At 57.7% G+C, this 19,445-nt stretch carries 15 protein-coding genes and 1 other RNA gene; 11 read left to right on the forward strand and 5 right to left on the reverse strand.

Going from position 1 to position 19,445, the window contains the following annotated elements; translation table 11 throughout:
- Positions 1–48 precede the first annotated feature (48 nt).
- Together LPW13_RS03620 and LPW13_RS03625 are read left to right on the forward strand one after the other, a co-directional pair.
- Entirely contained in the window at positions 49–561 is a 513-nt protein-coding gene (locus LPW13_RS03620; protein WP_230438086.1) for an O-acetyl-ADP-ribose deacetylase, read from the forward strand.
- 189 nt (positions 562–750) lie between these two features.
- A complete protein-coding gene (locus LPW13_RS03625; protein WP_230438087.1) occupies positions 751–1,215 on the forward strand; it encodes an Mpo1 family 2-hydroxy fatty acid dioxygenase in 465 nt (154 codons plus the stop codon).
- Between the two features lie 46 nt (positions 1,216–1,261).
- Here the strand turns inward: LPW13_RS03625 and LPW13_RS03630 are convergent, their stop codons facing one another.
- Positions 1,262–1,747, reverse strand: coding sequence for an Lrp/AsnC ligand binding domain-containing protein (locus tag LPW13_RS03630; protein WP_329957928.1), 486 nt, complete (start codon positions 1,745–1,747; stop codon positions 1,262–1,264).
- Positions 1,748–2,078: 331 nt separating this feature from the next.
- Between LPW13_RS03630 and ald the strand changes: the two genes are divergently transcribed.
- Positions 2,079–3,224, forward strand: coding sequence for an alanine dehydrogenase (ald, locus tag LPW13_RS03635; protein WP_230438088.1), 1,146 nt, complete (start codon positions 2,079–2,081; stop codon positions 3,222–3,224).
- 198 nt (positions 3,225–3,422) lie between these two features.
- Here ald and LPW13_RS03640 read toward each other — a convergent pair whose 3' ends face one another.
- Together LPW13_RS03640 and LPW13_RS03645 are read right to left on the reverse strand one after the other, a co-directional pair.
- Positions 3,423–4,163 (reverse strand): 16S rRNA (uracil(1498)-N(3))-methyltransferase, encoded by a 741-nt coding sequence (locus LPW13_RS03640; protein ID WP_230438089.1) that lies wholly within the window; start codon positions 4,161–4,163, stop codon positions 3,423–3,425.
- 4 nt (positions 4,164–4,167) lie between these two features.
- Positions 4,168–5,010: a 6-carboxytetrahydropterin synthase gene (locus LPW13_RS03645; RefSeq protein WP_230438090.1), complete on the reverse strand. Its 843-nt coding sequence runs from the start codon at positions 5,008–5,010 to the stop codon at positions 4,168–4,170.
- A 258-nt stretch (positions 5,011–5,268) separates the two neighbouring features.
- Between LPW13_RS03645 and ffs the strand changes: the two genes are divergently transcribed.
- From ffs to LPW13_RS03670, 5 genes are all read left to right on the forward strand, one after another.
- Positions 5,269–5,365: signal recognition particle sRNA small type (ffs, locus tag LPW13_RS03650), an RNA gene on the forward strand.
- A 479-nt stretch (positions 5,366–5,844) separates the two neighbouring features.
- The gene (locus LPW13_RS03655; RefSeq protein WP_377564487.1) at positions 5,845–7,608 is read left to right on the forward strand and encodes a M2 family metallopeptidase; all 1,764 of its coding nucleotides are present in this window, start codon (positions 5,845–5,847) and stop codon (positions 7,606–7,608) included.
- Between the two features lie 297 nt (positions 7,609–7,905).
- A complete protein-coding gene (locus tag LPW13_RS03660) occupies positions 7,906–8,376 on the forward strand; it encodes a Dps family protein (RefSeq protein ID WP_230438092.1) in 471 nt (156 codons plus the stop codon).
- A gap of 536 nt (positions 8,377–8,912) precedes the next feature.
- A complete protein-coding gene (locus LPW13_RS03665; protein WP_230438093.1) occupies positions 8,913–11,324 on the forward strand; it encodes a TonB-dependent receptor in 2,412 nt (803 codons plus the stop codon).
- A 156-nt stretch (positions 11,325–11,480) separates the two neighbouring features.
- On the forward strand, positions 11,481–13,517 hold the full coding sequence (locus LPW13_RS03670; protein ID WP_230438094.1) for a tetratricopeptide repeat-containing sulfotransferase family protein: 2,037 nt from the start codon (positions 11,481–11,483) through the stop codon (positions 13,515–13,517).
- On the opposite strand, the gene LPW13_RS03675 is transcribed toward LPW13_RS03670, so the two are convergent.
- Positions 13,499–14,386 carry a LysR family transcriptional regulator gene (locus LPW13_RS03675; RefSeq protein ID WP_230438095.1) on the reverse strand — a complete coding sequence of 296 codons (888 nt, stop codon included), beginning with the start codon at positions 14,384–14,386 and terminating at the stop codon, positions 13,499–13,501. The genes LPW13_RS03670 and LPW13_RS03675 overlap by 19 nt on opposite strands.
- A 158-nt stretch (positions 14,387–14,544) precedes the next feature.
- Here LPW13_RS03675 and LPW13_RS03680 point away from each other — a divergent pair, with 158 nt between their 5' ends.
- Positions 14,545–16,515, forward strand: a complete 1,971-nt coding sequence (locus LPW13_RS03680; RefSeq protein WP_230438096.1) for an acetoacetate--CoA ligase — start codon at positions 14,545–14,547, stop codon at positions 16,513–16,515.
- Between the two features lie 92 nt (positions 16,516–16,607).
- Here the strand turns inward: LPW13_RS03680 and LPW13_RS03685 are convergent, their stop codons facing one another.
- Positions 16,608–16,835 carry a hypothetical protein gene (locus LPW13_RS03685; protein WP_230438097.1) on the reverse strand — a complete coding sequence of 76 codons (228 nt, stop codon included), beginning with the start codon at positions 16,833–16,835 and terminating at the stop codon, positions 16,608–16,610.
- A 283-nt stretch (positions 16,836–17,118) separates the two neighbouring features.
- Between LPW13_RS03685 and LPW13_RS03690 the strand changes: the two genes are divergently transcribed.
- Positions 17,119–17,508: a hypothetical protein gene (locus LPW13_RS03690; protein ID WP_230438098.1), complete on the forward strand. Its 390-nt coding sequence runs from the start codon at positions 17,119–17,121 to the stop codon at positions 17,506–17,508.
- Between the two features lie 136 nt (positions 17,509–17,644).
- The gene (locus tag LPW13_RS03695; RefSeq protein ID WP_230438099.1) at positions 17,645–19,444 is read left to right on the forward strand and encodes an autotransporter assembly complex protein TamA; all 1,800 of its coding nucleotides are present in this window, start codon (positions 17,645–17,647) and stop codon (positions 19,442–19,444) included.
- Position 19,445: the final 1 nt, after the last annotated feature.

Consider the following 19,445-nt stretch of genomic DNA (forward strand, 5'->3'; position numbering starts at 1 on the left):
GTTTATTCGCGCCAGTAGCCGATGGTGCCTGTGGTTGGAGTATAGGGAGTGATCGAAGTACACCTCGGTGATATCACTCGGTTGCACGTGGATGTAATCGTGAATGCAGCCAACCAGAGGCTTCTCGGCGGCGGCGGCGTCGATGGAGCCATTCACCGCGCGGCGGGCCCTGAATTACTGGAAGCCTGCCGCCAGATCGGCGGATGCCCCGTTGGCGATGTGCGAACTACCCCGGGATTCCGCCTGCCGGTAAAACGAATCTACCACACCGTGGGCCCAGTCTGGCGGGGTGGCAACCTCGGCGAACCCGAGTTGCTCGCCGCCTGCTACCGTCAGTGTCTGGCAATGGCCCGTCGCGATAATGTCCACTCAATCGCGTTCCCGGCGATCAGTTGTGGCATTTACGATTACCCTCGGGACCAGGCCGTGGAAATTGCTGTTGAAGAAGTGCAACAGCACCTCGACCGGGAGGGCAGCCCGCGCCATGTGGTTTTCTGTTGCTTTGATGACGACATGGCGGAGCTGTACCGGTTGCAGCTGGATGCAGTTGTGCGCCGCTGAGGATTGCTTGTCCAGTTTGAGCCCCGGCAACTGGCTGTAATGTGCCAGATGCCGGGGTTTTTATTTACCCGCCGGAAGCCCTGCGGGCCCTGGTAGCCCTTCAGGTTGTGACCGTTTGGTCTCGTCTGGTTCTGCTGTACCATGAATCTTTGCCAAAAACCCAATAACAATCGAAGGCGAGGATGAAATATGCGCACTGCAGAGCAATGGTTCAGCGAATACGGCGAGAGTCACCAGAACCCCACCAACAAGGCTATTCACTGGGTGGCTGTTCCCCTGATCTACGCGACGGTCGTGGGACTTTTCTGGTCTATTCCCCAACCCGACTGGATGGCACAGATTACATGGTTGAACTGGGCGGTAGTGGCTCTGATTCCCACGATGCTGTTCTACCTGTTGATGTCTCTGCCCCTTGCTCTCGGCATGGTCGGGTTGGCGGCGCTGTGTCTTTGGGCCTGTAGTGCGCTGGAGGCGGCCGGGCAGAGTGTGCTCTGGTGGTCCGTTGGCCTGTTTGTGGTGATGTGGATTTTCCAGTTTGTGGGGCACCATATCGAAGGCAAGAAGCCATCTTTCTTCAAAGACCTGCAATTCCTGCTGATCGGCCCTGCGTGGGTGATTGGCTTCCTGTACCGCAAGCTGGGCATCAAATACTGATCGCTCCGGAAAGACCCCGGGATCCTCCCGGGGTTTTCATCTCTGCCTACCGGTTGTAGTGCACCGGTACTTCCAGCGTTTCTTTTACCTGTTCCATGACCACGTAGCTGGTGCACTCCTGCACTTCCGGCAGGGTGAGCAGGGTCTCGCCGTAGAATTTCCGGTAGGCGCTCATATCGGCGACCCGCGCCTTGATCAGGTAATCGAAATTACCAGAGACGAGATAGCATTCCTGTACTTCCGGTAGTGCGGATACCGCCGTGCGGAAGTCCTCAAATGCATCCTGGGCCGAGCGGTTCAGGCGGATCTGCACAAACACCACCAGTGCCGCATCCAGATACTCCGGGTTGATCAGGGTGGTGTAGCCCTGAATCACACCGTCGGACTCCATCTTTTTCACCCTCTCCACACACGGTGTGGCGGTCAGGCCTACCTGGCGCGCCAGCTCCGCATAACTGGTGCGGCCGTTCTTCTGTAGTACCCGCAGGATGTTGCGGTCGATGGTGCTGAGTTCGCTGGCGCGTCTTTTCACTCTGATCTCCTGATTTGATTCCCGTTTGTTCTGCACTTGTGACCGGGTGGGAGGTGGTCTCGGAGAGCAGCGTGAAATACGGGGACTTGACTTGTCTGTGGCGCAAGTAATGGTCTCGTTTGGCTAAAAAGCGTCCTTCCCGCCTCTTAAGCAGTGGATTCCACTAATGATATTGAAAAGTTTACAGAAATCCACTCAAAGAGCATGCCTATACTGCGGGAATCCAACAAAAGAAGGGGCGCACACACGTGCGCTCACACTGTGCTTACCGAGTACTGACAAACAAGTACTGACAAACAGAGTACCGACAGAGTATTGAGGAGAAGACGTTATGTTGATCGGTGTCCCAAAAGAGATTAAGAACCACGAGTACCGCATTGGCCTGACTCCGGCCAGTGTCCGCGAGCTGATCGGCCACGGTCACGAAGTAATCGTGCAAAAAGATGGCGGTTCTGCGATTGGCTTTACTGACGAAATGTACGAACAGGCTGGCGCCAAGATTATCGACAGTGCGGAAGAAATCTTCGCTACTGCCGATATGATCGTGAAGGTGAAAGAGCCGCAGCCGCACGAGTGCGAAATGCTGCGCCCGGGTCAGCTGCTGTACACCTACCTGCACCTGGCGCCCGATCCCAAGCAGACTGAACTGCTGGTGAAATCCGGTGCGACCTGTATTGCTTATGAAACCGTCACCGACCGCCTCGGTGGCCTGCCGCTGCTGGCGCCCATGTCTGAAGTTGCCGGCCGTATGTCCGTACAGTGCGGTGCGCACCACCTGGAAAAAGCCCAGGGTGGCCTCGGCGTATTGCTCGGCGGTGTGCCCGGTGTCGCTCCGGCCAAAGTATTGATTATCGGTGGCGGTGTGGTTGGTACCAACGCAGCCAAGATGGCGCTGGGTATGGGTGCTGATGTGACCATCCTGGATCGCTCTCTGCCGCGCCTGCGTCAGCTGGACGATATCTTCGGCGGCGCTGTGCGCACCGAGTACTCCACCAACGATGCGATTGAATCTCACGCGCTGGAAGCGGACCTGGTTGTCGGTGCGGTACTGATTCCGGGTGCTGCGGCACCGAAGCTCCTGACCCGCGACATTATCAGCCGCATGAAGAAAGGCGCGGTGGTTGCAGACGTGGCCATTGACCAGGGCGGTTGTTTCGAGACCTCCAAAGCCACTACCCACCAGGAACCCACTTATGTGGTAGACGGCGTGGTGCACTACTGTGTCGCCAATATGCCCGGCGGTGTTGCGCGTACCTCTACCATGGCGCTGAACAATGCGACCCTGCCGTTTGCGGTGGCGCTCGCCAACAAGGGTGCCAAACAGGCGCTGCTGGACGACGCCAACCTGATGGAAGGCCTGAACGTGCACGCCGGTATGGTGACTTACAAGGCGGTGGCCGATGTACTGGGTTACGAATACGTCGACCCGAAACTGGCCCTGCAGAAATCCGCGGTGGATTCCGGCGTAGCCGCCTGATTTCCGCCAGGCCGCACATAAGCGGCCGTTGAGAGTTGGAAGAGTTTTCTTCTCGGGGCGCCCCCACGCCCCGCTCTGTGAGACCCGGCAGTGTCTTAAACTGTCACTTTGGCCGCGCTTTTTAGCGCGGCTTTTTTATGGGAAAAATTTGTTGAACAGGTGTGCCGCTTAGGGCTTTGGTAGGGGATGCTTGGGCGGTTAGTTGCTTGGAAAAAGCCGGCTCAGAAGCACGGGCAGCGCAGTCTCCACGCGCAATATACGCGGCCCCAGGTGTACCGATTCGAAACCGGCCTCCTGTAGCTTTTCCACTTCATAGGGAATAAAGCCGCCCTCTGGGCCAATGGCGAGGGTGGTCTGCTGGCGGATATCCACCGGGCAGGGCTGTTCGGTAACGGGATGCGCCACCAGTTTGCGCGAGTCCGCGGCAATGGTTGGCAACTCGTCTTCCACGAAGGGTTTGAAGCGTTTGCGCAACTGGATCTCTGGCATCTGGGTATCGACTGCCTGCTCCAGCCCGAGTACGCATTGCTCGCGCAATTTGCTGGCGGCGAGCCACGGACTTTGCCAGTAGGATTTCTCCACCCGGTAGGCGTTGATCAGGTAGATCTTCTTCGCCCCCAGCGCAGTTGCGTTCTGCAGTGTGCGTTTCAGCATCTTTGGCCGGGGCAGGGCGAGAATCAGGGTCAGAGGCAGCGGTGCGGGGGATTCCCGCTTCAGGGATACCTGCAGAGCGATATGCCCCTCGCGGTGTTCGATCACTTCCCCGTCGCCGATGAGGCCGTTGAGCAGTCCCACCCTGAGGGTGTCGCCGACCTCGGCGCGGTGCACTTCAATAATATGCTGATAGCGGCGGCCGCTGATGCGTACTGTATCCGGTGCGATGTCCGGTGCGCTGTCCGATGATAGAAAGTCGCCGGGCTCGAGCAATATAAGGTTCACGGGTTCAGCGCCGTGACTGGGCCACAGCGCCCTTACCGATACCCTCGTAGGCGCGTACCGTCAGTGTGTCCCCCGGGGATTGTTCGGCGAGGGTATCGGCGATGTACTGCGCCAGTTGCTCTACGGTGGTATCGCAGTGCAGTAGCTCGCAACGATCGCTGGGGATCGAGAGGGCGAAGTCGCCCTGGCGGGCGCGGTAGGCGAAATGAAGTTGGCCGTCTTCTTCCTTTTGCAAGTCTTCCCGCGTGCCCAGGTAAATGTCTGCCCAGCGCTGGCTCCACAGGTGTTCCAGTTCGGCGCTGCGTTCGCCATTGCGGTCAATGCGAATCCGCGAGCGGTGACCGTGGGCAATGCGTTGACAATTGCCGTCGTGTTTTTTCAGGCCGTGACTGTAGTGATAGAAGGGCGAGGGAATTTCTTCGCAAGTAAAGCTCAGGTTGAGCTGATCCACGCTGGTGGGAAATACGCCGGCCAGCTGCTGTACGCACCAGGTGGCCACGGATTCTGCCGTGATACTTTCCGCTTCTACCAGAGCAAACGCCTGCTCCGGGCCGCTGACCGTGATTTTTCTCTCTGCGGGCAGGCGCCATGTCAGGGTTAGGCGACCGGCTTCCTGTTGCAGGGACAGGTGCGCAGAGCGGGTCGGTACCAGCAGCCGGTGGTCCAGCTCGTCGTCCAGCCAGTTGCGCAGGGTTTTCTTGACGATACCGAAGTCGACCACCATGCCCTGGTGGTCCAGCGCACCGTCCAGAGCGGCGTTGGCGAGCCAGGTTTCACCGACCACGCCCCGGTGATGATCCAGGTAGCTGAAATCCACATTGGTGAGATTGTCGACGAACAGGTGCATAAAACTTCCGCTGCAATTGGGGGTGGAGCCCGACGGTGGGCGCGGCACAGTATAGCTTTTTGCTTGCTGGATTTGTCGCCCGCGCGGTTTCGATTTGCCGTGAATACTGCGGTAGCGGGGATCTATGAAGATTGAGTCAGGATTGTTGGCGATCGGGGGTAGCACCCGGCGCTTTGAATCTCTATAATCGCGCCCTCTTCAAGCGAAGGCAGTCCAATTCCAGGGTGTGCCGGTGGCTTGAAAGCGTGATGGCGGCCCTTCCGGTCTCCTCGCGATGATCAGCTGTGAACTCCGCCAGGCCCGGAAGGGAGCAACGGTAGCAGTGACATCATGTGCCGAGGGTGTGCTGGTTGGGCTGCCTCCAATTTTTTTCCCCTCTCTTGTCTTCTCCTCTTACTCATCCCTGTTGCTTCTCCCCAGTTCCCCTGCAATCGGTGCTCACTACGCAATTGCCCGTATTTTCTCCAGCGCGGTGCCGAGCATATTTTTCCTGTTTCTCTCAAATCGAGATATAACTCCATTCAGAACCTGAAAAAGGGAATTTTGTGCCGATCTGCGGGCTGGAATTGAGACGGCATCCCGCGCTGCCTGAGCCCTGTGCTATAAAACGGCGACAGATTCCGTTTTCCTTCCGATAAATAAGTCGAACAACCGAGGATGCCGATGAAAAAGTTAGCGTTGGTAATTGCCGCTGCCATGGCCGTTTCCGCCTGTGACAACCGAACGCCGGAGCAGGAGGAGTCGCAGACCGTTCCGAATTCTGCCAGCCAGGTGTCCTACGGTGCCGATCAGACCGAGACCGGCACCGTTGCCAAAGGTGATGACGGCGATACCATGACTGAGGCGGACGCCGAGCAGTTCCTCGAAGATGCCCAGGCGCGCATGGCAAAGATGTCAGAGGAGGTCAGTCACGCCAGTTGGCTTGCATCCACCTACATCAATGTCGACTCCCAGTTCACGGAGGCGCTGGCGGTGGAGCGGTTTACCTCGTTGGCTGTGGAGCTGGCCCAGGAAGCCGCGAAGTTTGACGATGCGGATCTCACACCCGAAACCCGCCGTATGCTCACCATGCTGAAGCAGGGCCTGGTATTCCCCGCGCCGAAAGATCCCAAGCTGACCGCCGAGCTCGCCCAGATTGGCTCCAAATTGCAGGGCATGTACGGTGCCGGCAAATACTGCCCGGACCAGGAGCCGGGAGAAGAAAGCAGTGGCGCGGATGACGACAAGGGCAAGTGCTACACCCTGACCGAAATGGGGCAGATGATGGCCAAGAACCGCGACCCCAAATTGCTCAAAGAGCTCTGGGTGGGGTGGCGTAAGGTGTCTCCGCCAATGAAGCCCTTGTATGAGCGTCAAGTCGAGATTGGCAACGCCGGTGCCCAGGAACTGGGGTACGACAACCTGAGCGTCATGTGGCGGTCCAAATACGATATGGGTGCCGACGACTTTGCTGCGGACATGGACAAACAATGGAACAAGGTCAAGCCGCTGTACGAGGCGCTGCATTGCCATGTGCGGGCGAAACTGAACGATCACTACGGCGATGACGTTGTGCCGGCAAGCGGCAAAATCCCTGCACACCTGCTGGGGAATATGTGGGCGCAGGAGTGGGGCAATATCTACGATGTCGTCAAAGATGATGACATGCAGGCGCCCTATGACCTCACTCAGCTGGTGGTGGACTCCGGCATGAGTGAGAAAGAGATGGTCAAGGCGGGAGAGAAATTTTTCACCTCGCTCGGATTTAAACCGCTGCCGAAAACCTTCTGGGAGCGCTCACAGTTTACCCAGCCTCAGGATCGAGATGTTGTCTGCCATGCCAGTGCCTGGAACCTGGACGGCAAAGACGATATCCGTATCAAGATGTGTATCAACAAGACCGGAGAAGATCTGGTAACCATTCATCATGAGCTGGGGCACAACTTCTATCAGCGTATCTACAACGATCAGCCGTTCCTTTACAAAGAGGGGGCCAATGACGGTTTCCATGAAGCAGTCGGCGATACCATTGCGCTGTCAATCACACCGAAATATCTGAAGCAGATCGGCTTGCTGGACGAGGTGCCCGGAACCGACAAGGATATCGGTTTTCTGATGCAGCAGGCACTGGATAAGATTGCCTTCCTGCCGTTTGGCCTGCTGGTAGACAAGTGGCGCTGGCAGGTATTCAACGGTGAAGTGGAGCCGGGTGATTACAATAAGGCGTGGTGGAAGCTGCGGGAAGAGTATCAGGGTATTGAGGCCCCGGTAGAGCGCAGTGAAGCTAACTTTGACCCCGGTGCCAAATATCATATTCCGGGAAATACGCCCTATGCGCGTTATTTCCTCGCGCGTATTCAGCAATTCCAGTTCCATCGCGCGTTGTGTGAGGCAGCCGGTGAAACCGGTCCGCTGCACCGCTGCTCTATTTTCAATAACAAGGCCGCGGGCAAAAAGTTGCGCAATATGCTTGCCATGGGCGCGAGTAAGCCGTGGCCTGATGCCATGGAGGCGCTGACGGGGCAGCGTGAACTGGATGCCACTGCCATCGTCGACTACTTTCAACCGCTGATGGAATACCTGCAGGAGCAGAATAAAGGTCGTCAGTGTGGTTGGTAACCCGTTATCTCGATTGAGCATGGCTATAGACCGTATATCCACGATTAATGGAGTTTAGGGTTTGAAAAACTGCGTTTGACCTTAGTATTAGGTCTGAAAGCTAAAGAATTGAACCTTAGTGGGCCGTGCGTAAAGTTCTGAAACCATTCGCTGCGCCAAAACGCCCGGCTCCGCGTTGAGAAGGCTTGAAATGGAGCCAAATTCCATCGCGTTCTCGCCTTGATCAGAACGTTTTGGCTGTGCTCCTTGGTTGCAAAACTTCATGCACGGCCCACTAGCCAAAAAAAGAGGTTGCGAATGAGCAATATTGATATCGGTATTGGTGAAAAAGATCGCGAACAGGTCGCAGAAGGGTTGAAGCGCCTGCTCGCAGACTCCTACACACTGTATCTGCAGACCCACAACTTCCACTGGAATGTTACCGGCCGTCTGTTTCGCGAGCTGCACCTGATGTTCGAAGAGCATTACACCGAGTTGGCCACTGCTGTGGATGATATCGCGGAGCGTATTCGTACTCTGGACGTTGTTGCTCCGGGCACCTACAAGGCGTTTGCCGAACTGAGCTCCATCAAGGAGGTTCAGGATGTGCCCGCCGCTGAAGAAATGGTGCGCATCCTGACTCAGGGGCACGAGCAGGTGGTGAAGACCTGTCGCGAAGTGTTGAAAGCTGCACAGGACGCCGATGATGAGTCTACCGCCGCGCTGGTGTCTGACCGCATGCGTGTTCACGAAAAGACCGCCTGGATGTTGCGTGCCACAGCGCAATAAGTCGCGACCTGAGCCGTTCCAAGTGGCCCGCGGATGCGGGCCATTTTTTTATCTGGAAAATTGTCCCGAGTAACTCACTCTCAATCTCTCCGAGCCTGCTCTCCAAATCTACTCCCCAGACCTGTTCAGCCCGCTGAATGGTTTTCCTGCAAAGGTCGGGTTAATTTCAAAAGTAAAATTTACAGTTCAAACAATATGTCACGCTGGATTGGCCCATGGTTTGGTTGTTAAATGATCAAATTTATCCTCTTTTGGCGTCTAAGGTTTATCTTTTTGCCGCATATCGCTAGAATTTCCCCGCAATTCGGCGTCCGGTTCCGGTATTTTTTGCGGCACCGCCCTCTATAGCACTGCTGAAGACCGATGTATCTGAGCCTGTCTGGCAGCTTTAGCTACTCATAATAATTACACCACTAAATTAATAGCGAGATGATGCATGCATTCCTGCGGGCAGCGATGTGCTGCCATGCCGCGGCGTGCTGTGGTGGGTTCTCTGCGTCGAAATCACACAAAAAATTTAGAGAGAGGAGATCTCTGTGTTCAAAACCAACAAGCTGCACAGCGCGATTCTGGCGGCTACTGCCGCTGTACTGGGGAGTCAGCCGGCACTGGCCCAGCCGCGCCAGATTGAAGAAGTGACGGTCACTGCCACCAAACGTGCGGCAAGCACCCAGGATATTCCGGTGACAGTACAGGCGCTGGGGGAGCAGAACCTGGAAAACCTCAACGTCGCCAACTTTGACGACTACATTCGCCATATGCCCAATGTGACCTCCGGTGGTCGCGGCCCGGGTCAGTCCTCCATTTACATCCGCGGCATGGCGACCGAAACCATCTCCACCCAGCTGTCCCAGGCCAACGGCACGGCACCGAACGTGGCCCTGTACGTGGACGAAGCGCCGGTGAGCATCGGTGGGCGCAACCTGGATGTGTACGTGACCGATGTTGAGCGTGTGGAAGTATTGAAAGGTCCGCAGGGCACTCTGTTCGGTGCCAGCTCTCAGGCCGGTACCGTGCGCCTGATCACCAATAAGCCGCGCTTGAATGAGTTCGAACTCGGCATCGACGCCGGCCTCGCCACCACCAAAAACGGCGAGATGTCCGACACTCTGGAAACCGTGGTCAACCTGCCGTTGATCGATGACAAGCTGGCGGTGCGAGTAGCTGCCTACCAGTCCAACGAGGGTGGTTACATCGACAACGTTGCCGGTACCTACACGCCGGATCCAGAGCTGAATCCGGTATGGGAAGGCTATCCGGTGGAGAGCACCAGTAACGAAGATCTGGTGGAAAAAGACTTCAACGATGCCAGCTACCAGGGCGCGCGCGTGGGGGTTAAATGGGCTATCAATGACGATTGGGAAGCCCTGGTACAGCACACCCATCAGGATCTGGAAGCGGACGGCGTGTTCGATCACGATCCGGAAAATGTCGGCGACCTGGAAGTACGTCGTTACTTTGAGGATTCCCTGGAAGACAGCTTCGATCTCACCAGTTGGACTCTGGAAGGCCGCCTGGCGGCACTGGATGTGGTCTACACCGGCGCCTACCTGGATCGTGAAGTCGAGCAGTCCATGGACTACACCGGCTACAACGATGTGGGCGGCTATGTGGACTACTACACTTGTGATACCGCGACACGCGATGTCTGCTATGACCCCACCAAGGCCTACGTTGGAGAAGTAGACAACACCCGAATTTCCCACGAGCTGCGTTTCTCCACTTCTGAAGAACATGCACTGCGCTTTACCGGTGGCGTCTTCTACGAAGACGTGGAGATTCTCGACAACGGTAATTTCCTCTATCCGTCCGTGGCCGATCTCGGCAACAGTGAGAACTATCCCCGCGGTTGGGCGCCCGGTAGTAATGATGAAATTCCGGCAACTGTGATCGATCCGAGTGCGCGTCCGGCGGAAGTAGCGTTTTTCAACGACATTACCCGTACCGAAGAGCAGCTGGCGTTCTTTGGTGAATTGACCTACGACATCACCGACAAGCTCGCCGCTACCGTTGGTCTGCGTCACTACGATATCGATGTGGAACTGAAGGGCTCCGCCAACTCTTCCTTCGATACCCTGTTCACTGACACGGATCAGGATTCCTCCGGCGATAACCTGGACCTGAAATGGGTTGAAGAGGGCATCGACACGCCGCTGAACGAAAGTGACACTATCACCAAGTTCACCCTGAGCTACACGCCCAACGACGATGTGCTGCTGTATGCAACCTACTCCGAAGGGTTCCGTCCGCCGGCCTATAACCGCGGCGGTGGCAACGGCAACGACACCACCACCGTGCCTTTCACCGTAAGCACAGATACCGTCGACAACTACGAAGCCGGTTGGAAAACCAGCCTGGCGGACAACAGCCTGCAGTTCAACGGCAGCGTCTACCGCGTGGACTGGAAAGATATCCAGACTGCGGTCTTTGATCCCAGCGTTTACTTCCTGTTCTACCTCGACAACGCACTGGATGCGCAGATCAACGGTATCGAAGCGGATGTGACCTGGCTGCCCACGGACAACCTGCAGATCATCGGTGCCTTCTCCTACAACGACACCGAGATCACCAATGTGCCGGGCAGTGCGGTCAATGTTGCGCCGGAAGGCAGCGAACTGGCCCTGTCTCCGCCTCTGCAGATGAACCTGCGTGCGCGCTACGAGTGGACCGTGTCCCAGTTTGACGCCTACTGGCAGGCGGGTGTGCAGTACAGCGATGAGTCCTGGAGCTCTATCGTGGTTCAGCCCAACGACCGTTTCAAGCAGGATGCCTACACCACGGCCGACGCGTCTGTGGGCCTGCGTGAGATGAACTGGGGTGCCGAGTTGTATGCGGAAAACCTCACCGACGAGCGTGCCGAACTGTTCATCAACACCCTGGATGCTTCCAAGCGCATCACCACCAACCGTCCGCGTACCCTGGGTGTGCGGGTGACCTACGATTTCTGATCTGACGATTGGAAATCCCGTCGGGGCACGGATGGATCTTCCATTGAGTCCGTGACCCCGGCACTGTGATCCGAAAATCGTCGTCATGTCGGCCGATACCGGCATGACGATCCCTATTCTTAATGCATCTTCCTCAATAACCGCGAGCGATTGACCGTGTCTTCCTCTCCATCGTCCCCTTCCGGTCCTGCCGATTCCAATCATCAGGCATCCCTCATAGAAATCCGCGGCGCGATAAAAAAGCGCGACTTTTCCGGTGCCCGTGATCAGGCGCTGGCTTTACTGGAGGAACAGCCCGAGGACACGGAGTTACTCTACCTGCTTGCGGCCAGCCAGCGCTATCTCGGCGAGCACGCCGCGGCACAGCAGACCCTGGAAACCCTTTTAACGGTGGACAGTGAGAATGCCCGCGGCCATCAAGAGCGCGGACACAATGCGGCACAGTTGCAGGATACCGATACGGCATTGGCGGCTTACCGCCGTGCCACGGAACTGAATCCGGCGCTGCATGCCAGTTGGCGCGGGCTGGCTTTGACGTTGCGGGCACAAGACGACAGCGAGGCTGCAGAACACGCCCTGCGCCAGTTCCAGCACCTGCAAAAGCTGCCCCCGGAACTGTTGAGCGCCGCCAGCCTGTTATACGAGCGCAAGCTGCACAAAGCGGAACAGCTCTGCCGGACCTTTCTGCAAAAGCACCGCCATCACCCGGAGGGGATGCGCCTGCTGGCGGTAATCGGTGCCGAGCTGGGGATTCTCGACGATGCGGATTTTCTGCTGGAGAGTTGTCTCGCCCTGTGTCCGGATTTTCATCAGGCGCGTTTTGACTATATCGGCGTGTTGCGCAAACGGCAGAAGTTTGCTGTGGCACTGGAGCAGGCGCGGATTTTGACGGATCAGCTGAAAGAGCAGCAGGGTGCCCGTCAGGCCGAGATACTGTTTGCCACCCAGAGTGCCATGGTGGGGGATTACGATACGGCGCTTGCCACTTATGATCGGATTGCTAGCGAGGCGCCCGAGTTACATGGCGTACATCTGCAGCGCGGCCATGTTCTGAAAACCATCGGCGACGCGGATGCGGCCAATCGCGCCTATCACGATGCCTGCCGGGCCAAACCGGATTTTGGCGATGCCTACTGGAGCCTCGCCAATATGAAAACCTACCGGTTTGAAGACGCGGAAATTACGCGGATGCGCGAACTCGAAGCGGCGCCTTCGACCGCGCGCGATGATCGCTACCACCTCTGTTTTGCCCTGGGTAAAGCGTTGGAGGACAGAAAGAATTTTGCCGAGGCATTCCAGTGGTATGAGAAAGGCAATGCCCTGAAGCAAGAAGAGTGTCGTTACAGTATCGAGTACAACCGTCGCGACACGGATCTGCAGATTGCCCACTGTACCCGGGCGCTGTTGGACCGGCATGCGGGAGCTGGTTGTGATGCGCCGGATCCGATTTTTATTGTCGGTCTGCCGCGCGCCGGTTCCACCCTGCTGGAGCAGATTCTTGCCTCCCATTCACAGGTAGACGGCACCCTGGAACTGCACAATATCCTCGCTACCGCGCGCCGTCTCGACGGCCGTCGCCGCGCCAGCGAAGAGCCCCGTTACCCGGCGCTGTTGCACGAGCTGGAAGCGGAAAAACTGGTGCAGCTCGGGCAGCGCTATCTCGACGAGACCCGTATCCACCGTGCGGGAGCACCGCTGTTTATCGACAAGATGCCGAACAATTTTCGCCATATCGGCCTGATCCAGCTGATGCTGCCCAATGCCAAAATCATCGATGCCCGCCGCCATCCGCTGTCCTGTTGTTTCAGTGGTTTCAAGCAGCTGTTTGCCGAGGGGCAGGAATTTACCTACGGCCTGCAGCAGATCGGTGAATACTACCGGGACTATGTGCGACTGATGGACCACTGGGACAGGGTGCTGCCCGGTAAGGTACTGCGGGTGCACTATGAAGACGTGGTGTCCGATCTGGAGGGGCAGGTCAGGCGGATTCTGGACTACTGCGGCCTGCCATTTGAAGAAGCCTGTATCGACTTCCACAAAACCGAACGCGCGGTGCGGACCCCCAGCGCCGAGCAGGTACGTCAGCCGATCTATCGCAGTGGCGTGGAGCAGTGGAAGCATTTTGAAGCGCAGCTTGAACCACTGAAAGCGCTTTTAGCGGCGGAAATTGCCGGCTATCCGGCCGAGTCCTGAAGTAATTTTAGAAAAGCCTGTGCCGGTGCGGACAGTCCACCGAGACTGCGGAATATGACCCCCAACTGTGGTGTGACCGCCGGCGCAGTCAGCGGAATGCTGCGCAAACCGAACTCTTCCATCTGCGGTGCGCATAGACTCGGCATGGCGCTGACTCCCATGCCCACCTTAACCAGCTGGCCGATAGTGCTGAGCTGGTAGGCTTCACACAGTAACCGCACTTCGCCGCCACTGTCCGCAAACGCCTGATCGGTCCAGCGCCGCACCGCCGAGCCGTGGTTCATGGCCACAAATGGCTGTGTCGCCAGATCGGCCCACTGCAGTTGCCTGCGTTTGGCCAGAGGATGGTCCGACGGCAACACCGCGTGAAACTCTCCCTTTTCCAGCGGCGTGAATTCCAGCCCCGCGAGATCGTCCGGTCGGAAGGTGAGCCCGATCTCTGCGCGCCCATTGCGCACCGCCTGTATTACCTGTTCCATCACGATATCTTCCAGTGCCAGGTCCACCTGGGGGTGGCGGTGGTGGAATTCCGCTAATAGTGGCGGCAGGCGGTTGAGTGCGAAGGCGGGGATGGCCGCGAGGGTCAGGTGTCCGCGCTCGAGAGTGAAGTGCCGCTGCATCTCTTCGATGGATCTGTCCCAGTTGCGCAGCAGCTGCGTGGCGCGGGCGGCAAAGCGCTCTCCCTCCGGCGTCAGCGTCAGTTGACGCCCCTCGCGATTGAACAGCGGGCCGCCCACGATTTCTTCCAGATTGCGGATGGCAATGGACAGCGCCGGTTGCGAGATATGCAGCTCGGCACTGGCGTCGGCGAGACTGCGGGTGGCGGCTACGGTCACGAAGGCCCGCAGTTGTTTGATGGTGGCGCTCATAGCTATATATCTGTTAAATAAATCTTAATATTTATGAATAAGTTTAAATTAGTTTTAAGTGTCGGGTCGAGGCATCATAGCGGTATACACAGGCGGTCTTCGCAATTCGGCCGATTGTGTCCTAGAAGAGAAATAATGAATTCCCCGAGGTCCGCGAGATGAACAACCCAGTCCAGCCCCTGTGGCAACCCAGTGCCGATGCCATCGCCAAAACCCAGATGGATCAGTTCCGTCAGTTTGTTAACCGCCAGCACCAGCTGTCGCTTGCGGATTACCACGCCCTGTACCAGTGGTCCGTGGAGCAGCGGGAACAGTTCTGGTCCGCCCTGTGGGCGTTCTCCGAGGTGATCGCCAGTGAGCGCGGTGACTCGGTACTGGGGGCAGATACCATGCCCGGTGCCGAGTGGTTTCCCGGGGCAAAGCTGAATTTTGCCGAAAACCTGCTGCGCTATCGCGATGACCGCGCTGCACTGGTGGAACGGCTGGAAAACGGCGCCCGCCGCGAGCTCAGCTACCGCGAACTGTACGACCGTGTGGAGCAGCTGGCGTCCGCGCTGGTTGAAGCCGGTGTGGGTAAAGGGGACCGGGTGGCGGGCTTTATGCCCAACATCATCGATACCGTAGTGGCGATGCTGGCCACCACCAGCCTGGGCGCGGTGTGGACCTCCTGCTCGCCGGACTTCGGTATCAACGGGGTGCTGGACCGTTTCGGTCAGGTGGCGCCGAAGGTGCTGTTCGCCTGTGAGGGCTACTTCTATAACGGCAAGACCCTGGATTCTCTGCCGCGCCTTGAAGAGATCGTCGCCCGTATCGATTCCATCGAGAAGCTGGTGGTGGTGCCGGTGGCGCGCAGTGCCGAGGAGACCGGGCAGGCCATTGCCGGTCTGGACAAGGCCGTCAGCCTCCATGACTTCGCCGGGGCAGCGCCGGCACGAGCGCTTACCTTCGAGCAGACCGAATTCAACCACCCGCTGTACATCATGTACTCCTCCGGCACCACCGGGGTGCCCAAGTGCATTGTGCACGGTGTGGGCGGCACGCTGCTGCAGCACATCAAAGAGCATCGCCTGCACACGGACATCAACCGTGACGATACCCTGTTCTACTTCACCACCTGCGGCTGGATGATGTGGAACTGGCTGGTGAGCGGTCTCGCCTGCGGCGCCACCCTGGTGTTGTTCGACGGTTCGCCGTTCTACCCCGCGGCGGAGGGCCTGTGGGATATGGCGGATGCAGAGGGGATCAGTGTCTTTGGCACCAGTGCCAAATATATTGCGGCGCTGGAAAAGGCCGAGGTCAAACCCCGCGAGAGCCATAGACTGGAAAAGCTGCGTGCGGTCCTCTCCACTGGCTCGCCGCTGGCCCACGAGGGTTTTCGCTACGTCTACCGGGATATCAAGTCGGATGTGTGTCTGTCGTCGATCTCCGGCGGTACCGATATCGTGTCCTGTTTCGCGCTCGGCAATCCGACCCTGCCGGTGTACCCCGGCGAGCTGCAGTGCCGTGGCCTGGGGATGGCGGTGGAAGTCTGGGACGATGACGGTAAGCCGGTACAGGGAGAGAAGGGCGAGCTGGTATGCGCCAAGTCCTTCCCCTGTATGCCCATCGGTTTCTGGAATGATCCAGAAGGTAGCAAGTACCACAGCGCCTATTTTGAAAACTGGCCCGGGGTCTGGGCTCACGGTGACTATGCGGAAATCACCGAGCACGGTGGTGTGATTATTTACGGCCGCTCCGATGCGGTGCTGAATCCCGGCGGCGTGCGTATCGGTACCGCGGAAATCTACCGCCAGGTGGAGAAGGTGGAAGAGGTGCTGGACAGCATCTGTATCGGTCAGGAGTGGCGCGATGATGTGCGCGTAGTGCTGTTTGTGGTGCTGCGGGAGGGCGTGACGATGGACGACGAGCTGGTGCAGAAGATCCGCACCACCATCCGCGCCAATACCACGCCGCGCCATGTGCCGGCAAAAGTGATCCAGGTGGCCGATATTCCCCGTACCATCAGTGGCAAGATCGTGGAGCTGGCGGTGCGCAATGTGGTGCACGGCAAGCCGGTGAAGAATCAGGAGGCACTGGCCAATCCGGAAGCGCTAAAGCTGTTTGAGGGTTTACCCGAACTTTCCCGCTAGTTGTACACTGAGATCAGGGCGACTGCCCGGTCGCCCTGATCTCAGTGTCTGGCTGCTTTCACATGATGGTCTGTATACCGCGCGCATGGCTTTCAGGAGCCGGGGCGGCCGGAGAATTCATCCCACCACGGCAGGCAGTCGGGCAGTTTTTCGCAGGACCTACATTTTGCCCATGCGGGCTCTGGTTTCGGCGGCGACTGTGCCACCGATTGCCGCAACACTTTAGAAAGCATGTAGCAGCAGAACAGACACACGGCGACGATGCCGAGTGCAATCACGATGTTCAATTCGAACATATGTACAGTTGTGAACGGATTCATTCTACCTGTGTCCTTCCTGTATGTGGTGGCGTGTTTTCGGCACGGTGAATTGGGAGGTGGATATTACTCCTTGGTCTGGAGCAAGGGAATCAAAAAGTTGGTTATTTTTTGACCAGCCGTTCCCCGTGCTACCTTGCCGTTTCTGCGCTACCCTTGTGTCAGTTCTGGTTTGCAGGTCGAGTGCTGTTTATTCCGTTTGGGAATATAAAATGCAGTCGGGATTGGCACTCCACCGCAATGACCTGATCAATCAATAAGTCCAATAACTTCATGGAAGAGTCACATGATTACCTATCTCTACTGGGCCGCGGTGATTTCACTGGTGGTTCTCTGTCTGTTTGCTGGCAGTCGGTTCGGGAGTCTGGGCAAGGGCGCAATTGTGGCGCTTATAGTGTTCCTGATCGGTTGGCTGGCTTACTACTTCCACTTTGAACAGGTGTTCGTGAAACGCTTTGGCGGTGTCATGCGTATCAGTGTGCCCGAGGGGCAGCGTCACCTTGGCTCGACCTGGAAAGACGACAACCTCTGGATTGAGAATTACGATCCCCGCACCAATGAATGCATTTTCAGTGAGTACTCCAAGGGCAACCTGCTGGAGGGGCGGGTAGTGATCCAGGATTGCAATCCGCTAATGGAACGTTCCGGACCAGCGCCCGGTGTACCGGCTCCCTGAGCCCAGTCGGGCTCGGCGATAGGGCAGCGGAGGGCGCCACGGCAATCTGCGTTTGTGGTGGCTCTTTTCGTGGTTCCCGGAATTAATCTCCCCGGCCGGCGTCACAGTTGTGATCATTGACCATCGGTTTTCAGCGTTGCGCATTTCCCCCGTTTTTTTACTGCACGTTTTGCTGCTTGCCTTGCTGGCACTGCCGGCGTCTGATGCCTGTGGATTGCCGTTTTTCGACAGCCTGCCCAAGTTCAAAATTCGCGTTTCCGAAGATCGCAAACTGCAGGACTGGCTGCGGGAGCAGCTTGAAGAGCAGCGCAAAGGGAATAGTGCCCTGAAGGCCTACCACGATCCCCTGGACGTGGCCCGGTACGAGCGGGGAACACTGGAGAAGTTGCTGCGTTCCCGGGGTTACTACGATGGCCGTGTGCGCCAGACCGTCAACGACGGTGAAATCCTCTACCGGGTAGTGCCGGGCCCGGTATACCGGATCAAATCCCTCAGCATCAGCATGCCCGAGCATCTCCGTGCGGGATTCCCCGGGGTAGGCCTGCAGGTGGGAGACCCACTGGAGGCGCAGAAGGTGCAGGACGATGTAAGTACCATCGAGACCTATCTCGGCGAGCACGCCTGCCTGCTGAATGTGGAAGTGGATTACAAGGCTACAGTGATCCACAGCGAGCACGCCGCGCGCCTGGAGTACCGTGTGGCGCCGAGCCCGGAAGTACATATCGGCGAGATTTACATGGAGGGACTGGAAACGGTCCGGGAAAGCTATCTGCGCAAGCGACTGAATATAGAGCCGGGAGACTGCTTCAGCCGCCGCAAGCTGGATGCGGCGCGTCTGCGGTTGTTGCGCACCAATCTCATTGCCGGTATCAACAGCGAGGTGTCCGAACCGGACAATGGCATCGTCAATGTCACTTTCCTGTTGATCGAGCGCAATCACCGCACCATTCGCCTGGGGGTGGGATACACCTCCGATGAAGGCGCAGGGTTGTCTGCGGGCTGGGAGCATCGCAATGTACTCGGGCGCGGAGAGAAGATTGAGGTGGAAACCCGGTTTAACGAAGTGAAGCAGTTGCTCAAGGGCGCGCTCATCGTTCCGCGTTTCTTTCGTGACGATCAGGATTTCTCGTTTACTGCGGAAGCCTCCAATGAAGAGCGCGACTCCTATGCGGCGGAATCCATCACCGTCGGCGGCCTGGTTTCCCGGCGCCATACCCGCAACCGCACCTTCAGCGTGGGCACGGAACTGAAGTTCAGTGAAGTGCAGGAAGAAGGCGAGCAGAAAGAAAACTACAGCCTGCTGTCTTTTCCGCTGGGGGTGAAGATTGACACCACGGATAACCTGCTCGACGCCCGCCGCGGCGCTACCGCGGCGCTGGAAGTCAAACCCTATCTCGATCTGAAAGGATCGGGCACCCGTTTCGTGAAAAATACCCTGGTGATGACCGGCTATCTGACTGCGGAGGAGTGGCGCTTTGATCCCACCCTGGCCGTGCGGGTCAAGGCCGGGTCCATCAGCGGCATCGACAACCTGGACATTCCCGCGGATGAGCGCTTTTACGCCGGTGGTGGCGGTTCCGTGCGCGGCTATGCCTATCAGGCCCTGGGACCTCGTCGGTTGCTGGAGCCCAAAAAACCCGGCGATCCGCCGAGGCTCTCGGACCCCATCGGCGGGCGCGGACTCAGCGAAATTTCACTGGAAGGGCGGTTTCGCTTTACCGAAACCTGGGGTGGGGTTTTCTTTTTAGATGGTGGCAATGCCTACGAAGAGCCCCGCCCATCATTTGATGACCTGTATTGGGGGGCCGGTTTCGGTGTGCGCTACATGACATCCTTCGCACCGCTGCGTTTCGATATCGCCTTCCCGCTGGAAAAGCGCAAGGGGCTGGACGACAGCGATTATCAGGTTTATGTCAGCTTGGGGCAGGCGTTCTGAT

Source organism: Microbulbifer celer (assembly GCF_020991125.1).
Lineage (GTDB): Bacteria > Pseudomonadota > Gammaproteobacteria > Pseudomonadales > Cellvibrionaceae > Microbulbifer > Microbulbifer celer.

Bases quoted from the DNA above. Each gene is read 5' to 3' on its own strand.
- LPW13_RS03625 (WP_230438087.1), top strand. From the start codon at position 751: ATGCGCACTGCAGAGCAATGGTTCAGCGAATACGGCGAGAGTCACCAG.
- ald (WP_230438088.1), top strand. From the start codon at position 2,079: ATGTTGATCGGTGTCCCAAAAGAGATTAAGAACCACGAGTACCGCATT.
- LPW13_RS03645 (WP_230438090.1), bottom strand. From the start codon at position 5,010: ATGCACCTGTTCGTCGACAATCTCACCAATGTGGATTTCAGCTACCTG.
- LPW13_RS03655 (WP_377564487.1), top strand. From the start codon at position 5,845: ATGACTGAGGCGGACGCCGAGCAGTTCCTCGAAGATGCCCAGGCGCGC.
- LPW13_RS03660 (WP_230438092.1), top strand. From the start codon at position 7,906: ATGAGCAATATTGATATCGGTATTGGTGAAAAAGATCGCGAACAGGTC.
- LPW13_RS03675 (WP_230438095.1), bottom strand. From the start codon at position 14,386: ATGAGCGCCACCATCAAACAACTGCGGGCCTTCGTGACCGTAGCCGCC.
- LPW13_RS03680 (WP_230438096.1), top strand. From the start codon at position 14,545: ATGAACAACCCAGTCCAGCCCCTGTGGCAACCCAGTGCCGATGCCATC.
- LPW13_RS03685 (WP_230438097.1), bottom strand. From the start codon at position 16,835: ATGAATCCGTTCACAACTGTACATATGTTCGAATTGAACATCGTGATT.
- LPW13_RS03690 (WP_230438098.1), top strand. From the start codon at position 17,119: ATGATTACCTATCTCTACTGGGCCGCGGTGATTTCACTGGTGGTTCTC.